This window comes from Asaia sp. As-1742 (assembly GCF_011753235.1).
Lineage (GTDB): Bacteria > Pseudomonadota > Alphaproteobacteria > Acetobacterales > Acetobacteraceae > Asaia > Asaia bogorensis_B.
In genome coordinates, this window is record NZ_VWWA01000001.1 from 392,950 (window position 1) to 405,770 (window position 12,821).

11 protein-coding genes are annotated in these 12,821 nt (G+C 59.7%); 7 read left to right on the forward strand and 4 right to left on the reverse strand.

Annotated elements, in window-relative coordinates:
• Nucleotides 1–29: 29 nt before the first annotated feature.
• Both glpD and F3J08_RS01650 read right to left on the reverse strand, forming a co-directional pair.
• Nucleotides 30–1,685: a glycerol-3-phosphate dehydrogenase gene (gene glpD / locus F3J08_RS01645; protein ID WP_166928164.1), complete on the reverse strand. Its 1,656-nt coding sequence runs from the start codon at nt 1,683–1,685 to the stop codon at nt 30–32.
• 117 nt (nt 1,686–1,802) lie between these two features.
• The gene (locus F3J08_RS01650; protein WP_122050327.1) at nt 1,803–2,570 is read right to left on the reverse strand and encodes a DeoR/GlpR family DNA-binding transcription regulator; all 768 of its coding nucleotides are present in this window, start codon (nt 2,568–2,570) and stop codon (nt 1,803–1,805) included.
• 121 nt (nt 2,571–2,691) lie between these two features.
• Here F3J08_RS01650 and uvrB point away from each other — a divergent pair, with 121 nt between their 5' ends.
• From uvrB to gshB, 4 genes are all read left to right on the forward strand, one after another.
• Nucleotides 2,692–4,911: an excinuclease ABC subunit UvrB gene (uvrB, locus tag F3J08_RS01655; RefSeq protein ID WP_166928316.1), complete on the forward strand. Its 2,220-nt coding sequence runs from the start codon at nt 2,692–2,694 to the stop codon at nt 4,909–4,911.
• Nucleotides 4,908–5,801, forward strand: coding sequence for an aldose 1-epimerase (locus F3J08_RS01660; protein WP_166928165.1), 894 nt, complete (start codon nt 4,908–4,910; stop codon nt 5,799–5,801). The genes uvrB and F3J08_RS01660 overlap by 4 nt, the downstream gene beginning before the upstream one ends.
• 6 nt (nt 5,802–5,807) lie before the next feature.
• On the forward strand, nt 5,808–6,305 hold the full coding sequence (greB, locus tag F3J08_RS01665) for a transcription elongation factor GreB (RefSeq protein ID WP_370458643.1): 498 nt from the start codon (nt 5,808–5,810) through the stop codon (nt 6,303–6,305).
• Nucleotides 6,306–6,476: 171 nt separating this feature from the next.
• Nucleotides 6,477–7,457: a glutathione synthase gene (gene gshB, locus F3J08_RS01670; RefSeq protein WP_346426167.1), complete on the forward strand. Its 981-nt coding sequence runs from the start codon at nt 6,477–6,479 to the stop codon at nt 7,455–7,457.
• Nucleotides 7,458–7,478: 21 nt separating this feature from the next.
• Here the strand turns inward: gshB and F3J08_RS01675 are convergent, their stop codons facing one another.
• Entirely contained in the window at nt 7,479–7,802 is a 324-nt protein-coding gene (locus F3J08_RS01675) for a hypothetical protein (RefSeq protein WP_166928166.1), read from the reverse strand.
• Nucleotides 7,803–8,078: 276 nt separating this feature from the next.
• Here F3J08_RS01675 and F3J08_RS01680 point away from each other — a divergent pair, with 276 nt between their 5' ends.
• From F3J08_RS01680 to F3J08_RS01690, 3 genes are all read left to right on the forward strand, one after another.
• A complete protein-coding gene (locus F3J08_RS01680) occupies nt 8,079–8,801 on the forward strand; it encodes a class I SAM-dependent methyltransferase (protein ID WP_122040085.1) in 723 nt (240 codons plus the stop codon).
• Nucleotides 8,802–8,903: 102 nt separating this feature from the next.
• Nucleotides 8,904–10,097: a hypothetical protein gene (locus F3J08_RS01685; RefSeq protein WP_166928167.1), complete on the forward strand. Its 1,194-nt coding sequence runs from the start codon at nt 8,904–8,906 to the stop codon at nt 10,095–10,097.
• Nucleotides 10,094–11,035, forward strand: a complete 942-nt coding sequence (locus F3J08_RS01690) for a heme o synthase (RefSeq protein WP_166928168.1) — start codon at nt 10,094–10,096, stop codon at nt 11,033–11,035. The genes F3J08_RS01685 and F3J08_RS01690 overlap by 4 nt, the downstream gene beginning before the upstream one ends.
• A gap of 876 nt (nt 11,036–11,911) precedes the next feature.
• On the opposite strand, the gene F3J08_RS01695 is transcribed toward F3J08_RS01690, so the two are convergent.
• Complete coding sequence (locus F3J08_RS01695; protein WP_166928169.1) at nt 11,912–12,817, reverse strand: TIM44-like domain-containing protein; 906 nt, start codon at nt 12,815–12,817, stop codon at nt 11,912–11,914.
• Nucleotides 12,818–12,821 lie beyond the last annotated feature (4 nt).

Consider the following 12,821-nt stretch of genomic DNA (forward strand, 5'->3'; position numbering starts at 1 on the left):
CAGAGTGGGAGGGAGAGGCGGGAGGGAGATCAGGCCATTTCGTGGGCGGGGCCGGTCTCGACAGGCGGGGAATTCCGGCGCGATCGCCGGGCGATGTAATCCTCGAGGGCGCGTGTCTCGCGAGGGGAAAAACGAAGGCCGAGCTTCGAGCGACGCCAGAGAATATCCTCTGCGTTGCGCGCCCATTCATGGTCGATCAGATAATTGACCTCGGCCTCATACAGATCGGCTCCAAGGCAGGCCCCCAGCGAGGGAAGGGCGCTGACATCGGGTGTATGCCCGGCAGGAAGGGCATTTGCTTGTGTGCCCGTGCCGGGCTGGGTGGTGTGCGCTTCTGCGCCTTCTGCCATCAGCGTTTCGACCAGGGTGCCGTAATTGCGCACGAGCCGCGTTGCGGTATCCTGCGTCATCCCCGGCACATGCTTCATGAGCAGACGGACGCGGTTATTGAAATCTGCCCGCTTGAAATTGCCGCCGGGCAGGGCAGTATCGGCCGTCCAAGACGTAACCGGCAGTCCGGGCAGATGGGGCGCGAGCTTTTCAAGCGCGTGCTCGGCGAGCTTGCGATAGGTGGTGATCTTGCCGCCGAAAACGGACAGCACGGGAGCTGAGCTGTGATCGACATCGAGCACATAGTCGCGCGTCACGGCTGAGGCGCTGCCCGAATGGTCGTCATAGAGCGGACGTACGCCAGCATAGCTCCACACAACGTCATCCGGTGTGATGGCGCGTTTGAAATAGCGGTTCACGCTCTCGCAGAGATAGGTGATTTCCTCCTGTGAAATGGCCACGGCACCGGCGTCCTGTTCCCAGGGAATGTCGGTCGTGCCGATAAGGGTGAAATCCTTCTCATACGGGATGGCGAAGACGATGCGCCGGTCCGGATTTTGCAGGATATAGGCCTGCTCGGTCTCGAACATGCGGGGCACGACAATGTGGCTGCCCTTGATGAGCCGCACATCATTCCTGCTCGGTACTGTCAATCTGTCCTTGAGCAGTTCAGCCACCCAGGGGCCTGCGGCATTGACAAGGGCACGGGTGCTGACCTGCCTTGTCTGACCGCTCGTCTCGTCACGCAGGGTGGCGATCCAGCGATCCGGGTGACGCTCGGCCCCGATCAGCTTTGTGCGGGTGCAGATTGTTGCGCCGCGTCGGGCGGCATCCATGGCATTGAGCACGACGAGCCGGCTGTCCTGCACCCAGCCATCGGAATATTCGAACCCCTTGCGGAATTCGTTGCGCAACACACGCCCTGCCGGGTCCTGCTGCAGCTTGAGCACGCGGGTTTTGGGCAGGGTCATGACGCGGCAGAGATTGTCGTAAAGGAAGAGCCCCGTGCGCAGCAGCCATGCCGGACGCAGCATGGCTGAATGAGGCAGGATGAAACGCATGGGCCAGATGATGTGTGGCGCAATGCGAAGCAGGTTTTCACGTTCGTTGAGCGCCTCGCGCACCAGCCGAAACTCGTAATATTCGAGATAGCGCAGCCCACCGTGAATCAGCTTCGTGCTGGCTGAGGACGTATGGCTTGCCAGATCATCCTTTTCGACCAGCAGCACGTTCAGGCCGCGCCCTGCGGCATCGCGCGCAATCCCTGCGCCATTGATGCCACCGCCCACGATCAGCAGGTCGTGCTCAATCGTGTCGGAATCCTCGTTCGGGTGGATGGGGGTGGAACCGCTCATGGGGTGAGACCTTTCGAGGGGAACAAACTCGAAAGTCTTGCTAGATCAAAAACGAAAGAAAGCGAACATTAAACGTTAACTATAACGCGTTCGTGTTATGTGTGTGCAAAATGTGGGTCAGGCTATGTGAAGTCTAACATTTGCCGCTTCGAGCGCGGCAACGAATGGGGAGGAGGGCATACGATCCGTCACGAAGTCATCGATGCTGGAGAGATCGCCCACCCGCCCCACCGGGCTGCGTGTGAACTTCGTGTGGTCGGCCAGCAGAATCACACGTCTTGCATGGCGCATGATGGCGCGGGCGCACTGTATCTCATCTAGATCGAAATCAAGCAGCGTGCCATCTTCCTCAATGCCGCTGATACCGATAACACCGAAATCCGCCCGGAAGCCCGACAGGGATTCCGTCGCGCCCGCGCCAACAATGCCGCCATCCTGGGGGCGCACCAGTCCTCCTGCCAGCACGGTGCGGAAATCGCGCCGGGGAGACAGGGCAACTGCAACATGCAGATTATTGGTGATGACATGCAGGTCTTTATGGCTGGTCAGGGCCCGGGCAAACGCCTCTGTCGTGGTGCCGATATTGATGAAGAGCGAACTGCCATCGGGGATGAGCCGTGACGCACATTGCCCGATCGCTTCCTTGGCACGGGAGTGAAGGCTCTGGCGCTCGCCATAGGCGATGTTCTCGGTGGAGGAGGCAGGGCTTGCCCCGCCATGATAGCGCGCCACATGCCCGGCCTCGGACAGGGCATTGAGATCGCGCCGTATGGTCTGGACCGTGACGCCAAGACGCTGCGCCAGATCCTCATTGGACATGAAGCCATGGGCCTGGACCAGCGTCACGATCTGCCTGTGACGGGGCGAATTGAGGATATCCTGCATCATGAACCCCTGTCTGCCATGACGCGTTCTGTCATGCGATACCGATGCCGACAATCTCGCTTTTGAACCCGCGATCTGGCGCGCTCTTGTGACAGCCCTTTTGAAAGCCCATTTTCCTGCCATGGCGACAGCAACACGATCCACGATGGAAGCGATCCCCGAGCACCGGCTTATGGGGTTCAGGCCTGAACGACAGCCCGCGAAGGAGAAGCTGCGGCGTCTGGTCGTCAAATCCGAATATGAGCCCGCGGGCGACCAGCCCACCGCCATTGCGGAACTGACGCAGGGCGTAAATGATGGGGAGGTGGATCAGGTTCTGCTGGGTGTCACGGGCTCGGGCAAGACCTTCACCATGGCCAAGGTCATCGAGGCGACACAGAAGCCGACCCTGATCCTGGCACCTAACAAGACGCTGGCGGCGCAGCTCTACGGCGAAATGAAGCAGTTCTTTCCCGATAACGCGGTCGAATATTTCGTATCCTATTACGATTATTACCAGCCGGAAGCCTATGTGCCGCGCTCTGACACCTATATTGAAAAAGACAGTCAGATAAACGAGCAGATCGACCGTATGCGCCATGCTGCCACGCAGGCCTTGCTGGAGCGCAACGACGTTATCATCGTGGCCTCGGTATCGTGCATCTATGGTATCGGCTCGGTCGAGACCTATTCGCGCATGGTGGTCAAGCTTGAGGCGGGCGGCAGCATTGATCGTGATCGATTGATCAAGGCGCTGGTTGAGTTGCAATATCGCCGCAACGACGCGGCTTTCGAGCGCGGTACCTTCCGCGTGCGCGGCGAGCAGATCGATATCTTCCCTGTGCAGAACGAGGATCGCGCCTGGCGTGTCTCGCTTTTCGGCGATGAAATCGAGGCCATCACGGAGTTCGACCCACTGACAGGCAACAAGACCGCCGATCTCACAGAGATAAGCGTCTATGCCAATTCTCATTACGTGACGCCACGCCCGACGCTCAATCAGGCCATGATCGGTATCAAGGCGGAGCTGCGCCAGCGCCTCGATGAACTCAATGCTGCGGGCAAGCTGCTGGAGGCTGAGCGCCTGCAACAGCGCACGATTTTCGATCTCGAGATGATCGAAACCACAGGGGCCTGCAAGGGCATTGAGAACTATTCCCGTTACCTCTCTGGCCGAGGCCCCGGCGATCCGCCACCCACCCTGTTCGAGTATCTGCCAGAGGATGCGCTGCTGATTGTCGATGAAAGCCACGTGACGGTGCCCCAGATCGGGGGCATGGCGCGGGGTGACCATGCGCGCAAATCCGTGCTTTCCGAATATGGTTTTCGTCTGCCTTCCTGCCTTGACAACCGGCCCCTCAAATTCGAGGAGTGGCAGGCCTTGCGCCCACAAAGTGTGTTCGTTTCCGCAACACCCGGCCCCTGGGAGATGGAACGGACCGCCGGCGTGTTTGTCGAGCAGATCATTCGTCCGACCGGGCTGATCGACCCTGTCACGATCGTGCGCCCAGTCGAAGGGCAGGTGGATGATCTGCTGGCTGAAGCCCGTGACACCATCACGGCGGGAGGGCGTGTTCTGGTGACCACGCTTACCAAGCGTATGGCCGAGGATCTGACGGAATATCTCGGCGAGGCCGGGATCAAGGTGCGCTATCTCCATTCTGATGTGGACACGCTCGAGCGCATCGAGATTATTCGTGATCTGCGTCTTGGCGCTTTTGACGTACTGGTTGGCATTAACCTGTTACGTGAGGGGCTCGATATTCCTGAATGTGCGCTCGTTGCGATCCTTGATGCAGACAAGGAGGGCTTTCTGCGTAGCCGCACATCGCTGATCCAGACGATTGGCCGGGCGGCGCGTAACGTGGATGGCCGCGTGCTGCTCTATGCCGACAAGATGACGGGCTCGCTCGAATTCGCGATTGAGGAAACGGCGCGTCGTCGTGCCCGTCAGGTGGCATGGAACGAGGAACACGGAATTACACCGCAGACCGTGCGTTCGCGTATTGGCGATGCGCTGTCGTCCGTGTTCGAGCAGGATTACGTGACGGTTGGTCCTGATGAGGCCGGGGACACGCAGGAATTTGTGGGCAAGTCGCTCGCAGCCTCTATCCAGGATCTGGAAAAGCGCATGCGCGCTGCGGCGGCTGACCTCGATTTTGAGCAGGCCGCGCGCTTGCGAGATGAAATCAAACGGCTTGAAGCGATCGATCTCGGGCTTGAGCCTCCCCCCTTGCCGAGTTCGACCGCAGGGCGTAGCGGGTTCAGAAGCAAGGACAAGACGCCACGACCGCTCGGCCCGGGCGGCGGCGGTTATGACCCCAACAAGAAACGGGGCGGTGGCAGGAGAAAAGCAGGATGATCGAGCTAAAACTGGGCGAGGCCCATCTCGGATTACTCCCCGCTCTTGGTGGCAGTCTCGCCTTTTGGCGGCTACGCGGGCGCGATCTGCTGGTGCCGACCGCCGATCCGAACCTTGTCGCACAGAAAAACACGCCCGTTGCGGGCTATCCCTTGCTGCCCTTCTCCAACCGCATCGGGGATGGCACATTCAGTTTCGAGGGTATCCCGTACCAACTGGCGCATAATTTTGTCAGTGAGCCCCATGCCATCCACGGCAATGGCTGGGAACGCAACTGGGAAGTCGCCCAGCACGATGCCGAGCGGGCCATTCTTTATCTCGACCATGATCCCGCCAAGGGGGACGATGCGGCGCAATGGCCCTTTGCCTACCGCGCCGTTCTCTCTTTCGTACTGCATCGTGAAGGGCTGGATGTCGAAATCCTTCTCGCCAATCGCGATACGCGTGCACAGCCTGTCGGCATGGGATTTCACCCGTTCTTCGCGAGAAGTGACGACATGACGCTGCAATTCGGGGCGCGGGGGATGTGGCAGAATGGGCCGGACATGCTTCCCACCACTTTGCAGCCCTATGAGGGCACGGAGTTTTTCGACAAGGCGAAGCTCGTCGGGGCGACACGTCTCGACAATTGCTTTGCCGGGTGGGATGGCAAGGCGAGGCTCGGTTATCCCTCGGCTGGCTATGATCTGACGATTGAGGCTGATGCGGCGTTCTCGCATCTGGTGGTCTTCACCGCGCCGGAAAAACCTTTCGTGGCGGTCGAGGCCGTGACAAACATGAACAACGCGATCAACCATCCCGAGATACTGGAAAACGGGCTGCATGTTCTCGCGCCGGGTGAGAGAATATCGGGTGTCATACGCTATCGCATCACCGAGCAGCGCGGCTGAATTTCCGTGTCCGACGCTTCCCGTATTGCCCTCAGCCAGTATCTTACCCCTCAGGGGGCCGCGCGTATGCGTGAGGAATTACGGGAACTCATGCAAGTTGAGCGTCCACGCATTGTGGAGATTGTCTCCTGGGCAGCGGGCAACGGTGATCGCTCTGAAAATGGCGATTATCTGTACGGCAAACGTCGGCTGCGTGAGATCGACCGCCGCGCCCGGTTTCTGAGCAAGCGACTCGAGCATGCACTGATTGTCGATCCCGCCAGCCAGACAACGCGCGACCGCGTGTTTTTCGGGGCGCGCGTTGCCTATGCCGATGAAGACGATGTCAGGCATGATGTGACCATTGTCGGCTGCGATGAGGCAGATCTGACCCGGCGGGAAATCTCGCTGGTGTCGCCCGTCGCGCGTGCCCTGATGCGCGGCCGTGTTGGTGATGAAGTGAGCCTGCTGACCCCTAACGGGACGGTCACGCTGGAGATTCTGGAAATTGCCTATCCGCATTGAGGGGGAGCCGTAAGGCCCCTCCAGACTTTCTTTTTGCGCATGCTTGGCAGGGCGCTCGCTCATGATATGGGTGTGGCGTGATGCAAACGGCCCCGCAGGGCAAGAGCCAGGGATCGCGCCTGGTGTGTGACGATGACATTCTGGTTTGCAGATACCGAAAGGACGAGGACGATGGCCCTACGCATAGCCGTACAGATGGACCCGCTTGAGCACGTCAATATCAACGGGGACTCGACCTTCGCCCTGATGCTCGAAGCCCAGAGACGTGGGCATGAACTCTTTGTATATCCCGTGGACTCGCTATGTCTTGGCGAAGGCGGGGCCGAGAAAACGCTGCATCATGGTCGGGTTTCTGCGCGGGCGCGTCCGGTTTCGGTGCAGCGCGTGCAGGGGGGGCATGCGACCTTCGGCGCAGAGCAGCGTCTGGATCTGGGTGAGACAGATGTGGTGCTGATGCGTCAGGATCCGCCCTTCGATATGGGATATATCACCGCCACCCATATGCTCGAGCATGTCCACGGTGTTGGCCCCGGCAAGACGCTGGTCGTGAATGACCCGCAAGCCGTGCGAAACGCTCCTGAAAAGCTGCTTGTCACGCATTATCCTGATCTCATGCCCCCGACACTGGTCACATGGGACACTGAGGCGCTGGCCGAATTCCGGGCCCGCTACGGGGATGTGATCCTCAAACCACTCTACGGTAATGGCGGGGCGGGCATTTTCCGTATCCGTGAAGGCGATGAGAATTTTGCTTCATTGCTGGAATTGCATTTCAGCCGCTCGCGTGAACCGCTCATGATTCAGCGTTACGAGCCGATGGTGCGCAAGGGCGACAAACGCATCATTCTGGTCGATGGCGAGCCGATCGGTGCGATCAACCGCGTTCCTGCCACCGGTGAGGCCCGCTCGAACATGCATGTGGGTGGTCGGGCGGAAGCCGTCGCCCTTACGGCGCGCGATCAGGAAATCTGCGCGCGTATCGGATCATATCTCCGTGAAAACGGGCTCATCTTCGTCGGGATCGACGTGATCGGCGATTGGCTGACCGAGATCAACGTGACCTCCCCGACGGGCCTGCAGGAACTCGACCGTTTCAATGACATGAACAGTGCGGGCCTGGTCTGGGACGCCATCGAAAAGCGCCTCGGCTGAGGTGCAGGGCTTAAGTGCGCGTCAGGCTGTTTTGCCTCTCACATCGTCTGCCGCGTTTTCCACATTGTGCGGCTCGGCTTTTGATGTCTCGGCATCACTGCCGGGCTGCGTCGCATGCGCTTCTGCGGCTGGCAGTTTCGTCTCCTCACTGTTGTCCTCCGTAGGCGGATCATAGCAGAAAGGGAGGGGTACCTCCGGCATGATCCCGTCAGGGGGGAGGGGCGGCGAGGATTTATCAAATCTGGTGTGATACCACCGTTCGATATTCTCCTTGAATTTGATAATGTAGATTAATGACCATAAACCTGTTGCGATTAGGATCAGGCTAAGATTGAGAAGTGACATCGCTTGAACTCTTCTTTCCGGGCTGTTGCAGATAGCCCGGCTGCAGGCTCTCTCCCGTTGTTATTGCCTATCTTCTAGGCTCTGGCTGTGACGAAATGCAAACCGGCTCTCGCCAGTTCTGGCGATATAGGCTAAGAGTGCCAGCTCTGTTCGATGCCTGCCACACTGGCTGCGGTCGGGCGACAATTTTGTATCGCCCAGGTCTCGCGCGCGGGTCCCGGGACAGGTATTCAGGACAAAACCAATGATTTTGTGCGACCAGACGAACGAAGCCTGATGACACGACCGGACCCCCTGATCGACCCGACCGTCTCTTTCGACGATACTCATCCCCGCCCGCGCTCTGCACTGGACGCGGATGCCGTCCGTGCAGCCTATCGCCGCTGGGCCAAGGTGTATGACTCCGTGTTTGGCGGCATTTCCGCATTCGGTCGCCGCCGTGCTGTAGCAGCTGTCAATGCTTTGCCGGGCCAGCGCGTTCTGGAGGTCGGGGTTGGCACAGGGCTCGCGCTGCCGCATTACAATCGCGACAAGCATATCACCGGCATCGATCTTTCCGAGGCCATGCTCGAGCGCGCGCGCCAGCGTGTGATCAACCAGCAGCTCGGCAACGTCGATGATCTGCTGGAGATGGACGCTGAAGCGACCACTTTCGAGGCAGGAAGCTTCGATATTGCTGTGGCGATGTTCGTGGCCTCAGTCGTTCCGAGCCCACGCCGCCTTCTGGGTGAACTCAAACGCGTCGTGAAGCCGGGCGGCCATATCCTGTTCGTTAATCATTTTCTTGCGACAGGTGGTGTCAGGCTGGCTGTCGAACGCGGTATGGCCCGGGCCTCCCGATCGCTCGGCTGGCACCCGGATTTCGCTATGGAATCCCTGCTGCCACCCGAAGATCTGAGCCGTGCAACCATCACGCCAGTCCCGCCTGCCGGACTGTTTACGCTCGTGACATTGCCGCTCGAGAAGGATAGTAAGGAAGAGACGGCCCTGGTTGCCTGACACGTTTGTGCCCGACAAATCATACCAGACTGGCCTTGATCTCAGGGTCCCTTTCCGATGCTGATGGCATGAGGACCCCCAGGACGGAATAAGGAACGGGTCTTGTTACAGTTGCCGATTTCGAGACACCGCGAGGGTCTGACATTGCGCGCCGATGGTGCCGCTTTTCTCGCCCTGGCGCTCTTTTGCGGTCTCGCAGGTGGTTTCCTCGGGTTTATCTCCCAGAATGTCGGCCCAACCCATGCGCTGGGCCACGGATTGCTGCTTGATCTTTTTGTCCTGATCCCGGCTTTTCTGGGCGGTATGGGGCGATTGATCCTGCCGGGTGAACTGACATCCCTTCCATCCCTGATGGTCCGTTTTGACCGCGTGGCTCTTGTCGCCCTGTTCCTCGGGGCGCTTTGCGCGCTTTGGGGTGCCTCACGGCCTGGCCTGTTTGCCGTCTCGATGGGGCTTTGGTCCGTTGGTGTTGTGTTGCTGGCGCTGTCGACAATCGTCAAATCTCTCGAATGTCGCGTTGTACGCTTTCGTGACCTGTCGCACTTCACCTGGTCACAACTTCTGGCGTCACTTGGCCTGGTCGTCATCGTCCCTGTCGTGCTGGCTGGCCTGAGCCATGACCTTGTGGCAGGTGGGGATGCACAGATCGTCGCTGGCGTATGGCTTGGTCGTATCCAGATTCCCGTGCTGGCTCTTGTCATGCAACTTGCCCTCGGGGCGATTGCAAACCTCGTTTCCTTCCATTCAACCCGTGCCAAGATCGTTCTGCCACTGCTTATGGCGGTACCGACGCTGGGTGTGTCGGTGGTCTGGGCGCATGGAGTTATCGTGCCGGAGCTTTCCGAGGCGTGGCTTCTGGGGGCAGGCGTTGCACTCCCTTGTTTCGGGATCATGGGGCTGATCTGCGCTTCCCTGTGGCGTCGCAGCTTCACCATGACCTATGCGCTCTCCTGGAGCTTTCCGGCGCTGCTTCTGCTCTCCGCGGGGTGGGTGCTCTATCTCTTTCCCGCGCGTCCGGAGGCCTTTCATTCCGCCATGCTGTTTGGTGCGGTGTTTGCGTTGTTTGGCTGCTATTATCGTTGGCAGGCCCAGCTGGGCGATATGGCCGCACCACTCTGGCTTGGTCGTCTTCATCTTGTTTCGATGGGTATAGCGGTGCTGGCCATGATTCCGTTTCTGCCCATGCTGCGTCATATCGGCGAGGCCGGCATGATGGTCTCACTCTGCTGTGTTGCCTGTCTGGGCGTCAGGCTGATCATGCCATTGCGTGAGCCTGCGAAGGTCGACCTTTCATGAGTGCCTCACAATCATTTCCGCATGTCGAGCCGGGGTTCGATCGCCATCAAGGGGCGACGCTCAAGGACTGGCTTGCGCTGCTGAAGCCGCGTGTCATCTCGCTGGTTGTGTTCACAGGTGTGGCGGGCATGGCCGTGGCACCGACATGGCCTTCGGTTCCGCTCGGTCTGATCGATATGCTTTGCATATGCGTCGGGGCAGGGGCGGCCGGTGCCATCAATATGTGGTACGACCGCGATATTGACGCGATCATGAAGCGGACTTCGGTGAGACCCATTCCGGACTCCCGTATGGATGCCGATGGCGCCCTTATCTATGGCGTTGTGCTGTCGCTGGCTTCTGTGGCTCTGCTCTGGCTGGCAAGTAATGCTCTCGCTGCGGGTATTCTGGCGTTTTCGATTTTCTTCTATGCCGTCATCTACACCATGTGGCTCAAGCGGAGCACACCGCAGAATATCGTGATTGGCGGAGCAGCCGGAGCCTTTCCGCCCATGATCGGTTGGGCCGCCGCAACAGGCTCCATGAGCGTATTGCCGGTGGTGATGTTTGCCATCGTGTTCCTGTGGACGCCGCCCCATTTCTGGTCGCTCTCGCTCTACGCCTGCAAGGATTACACGAAGGCTGGCATCCCGATGCTGCCCGTGGTGAAGGGGGCTCGTCATACGCGCTGGAATGTCTTCATCTACACGCTGATCCTGCTGGCTGTCTCTCTGGTACCGTCCTTTCTGCATCTTTGCGGATTGATCTACACGGTGAGCGCCACGGTTCTCGGGCTGGGCTTTGTAGGATTTGCCTTGCGTGTTCTGCTCGACAAACAAGACGAGACCGGGGTGAGCCTGACGGCTGACAAGCCTGCCCGCTATGCCTTCCGGTATTCGCTGGCGTATCTGTTCTTCCTGTTTTCAGCCCTGCTGATTGATCGGGTGTTGTTTCCATGATGAAAAACGAACTCGCCGTGCGCCGTCAGGGGCGGATCATGGGCCTGCTGGGTGGTCTGTCACTGGTCATGATCTCTCTTTTCGCCCTGACCTATCTGCGTCTCTGAGACCCGCGGGAGCTTTCCCAACTGCGGCCCGATCCCGCGTCGGAGAGGCATGAGAGATCCGCTACCCAGGTTGCAAGCCTGTAGTGCTGCCTCTGGGCAACAATGAGGATAGGGCTGCAGAAACGCCTTTGATGCCGGTGCCTCTCCCTCTGCCGGACCTGTTTACAGGGCCGGGGCCAGCCTCGTTTTGATTGGCCGTTGCCACCTCTCCGATCGAGACAATGCGCGGCTTTTCAGAAGCGTCTGAGACAGCGCGGGCAGCGCTGCGAGGCAGAAGCTGCCGCAAATCATTACGCACAGGCAGACGGGCAAGGTAAGGGCCGGTGTAGCCCTAATGGTGAGTGCGGCCTTACGTCCCGATAACGATCAGCTGATACGACTTACGACGATCTGGCATCCGAGAAGAACGGCTACCCTATGGGAAGATGTGTACAATGGCCATCGGGTCGGGATGCCCCACACGGATCAGTGGGGATCATATAACCGGTACAGATCAGTGTTGATGCCCCGACAATCCGCCCAATGGGGGTCCCCCGCCTCAAAGGGCTGGTTCAGGCCCGTCAATGGCGGGACGGAAGCACTCGACCATTCAGAGCGCGTGCCATCCGAAGAAGACACCATCGGTGACTGCCCCATACATGAAAGCCGGAGCCTTCAGGGGCTCCGGCTTCAGTTCTGGAGGCGGTGGGAGGCGGCTGGAAGCTACCTATCCTCCCGCGTCAGCAATCACCCGACTTGGCCCGGCACAAACGCAGCCTTGGCTGCCGTTTCAGCCAACCTGCTGAATGGCGGAAAGCACCCAGTTGCCGCGTCCATCGGCACGCACGAAGGTCCAGAGTTCTGTCACCACCTGACGCTCGGTTTTGCTGCCATCAATGACGTTGCCAAGCTGATCGGTCGTAACGTCATACAGCGAATACTGCATGGCAACGGTGGCATAGGTCAGGTTGCCCTCACGCCATGCTTCCGAGAGATCGCCGCGCATGAATTGCACGTCCGATACGATATTGCGTGCACCGCGGCTGGCATAATCGGCCAGTTGCTCGTTGAAATACGACACCATTTCCGGTGTGGCCATGCTGGAGAGCGCCCGCATGTTCTGGGCACTCCAGGCAGCCTGGATGTCGAGCAGGAGGCGCTGGAAGTTCTGGTAATCGTTGTTGTTCAGTGTCACGGCCGGCGCCCCGGCACCACCGGAAAAGCCGGGGCTCTGAGGGGCACTGGCACCGCCCTGGCGACGATTGCCGAGCCAGCGCAGCACCATCACGATAATGAAACCGAACAGCGCAATCTGGAACAGCAGGCCGAGGAAGGAGAGCCCCCCGCCGATACCACCAAGAAAACCATGGCCAGACAGCATGCCGAACAGGCCGGCACCCAGCAGGCCACCCACAAAGCCGGTCATGAACGGGCGGCGCTGTGCAAAGCCGTAAGGCTGGCCCATCGGACGTTGCATCGGGTTGCTATAGCCCGGTGACGGGGATGAGGGGGCATAGCTGCGCTCCATAGGCCGGGCCTGATAAGGCGCGGTCTGGGTCATGGGCGGGGGAGAATAGGTGCGGCTTCCCCGGCTTCCCATGGAGCGACCGCCACCGGGGCGCGCATCGGCCGGGGCGGCCAGAAGCGGGGCAAGGGCAAGAAGCAGAAGAGAGGCGCGGAACAGGCGGCGTGACATGGGA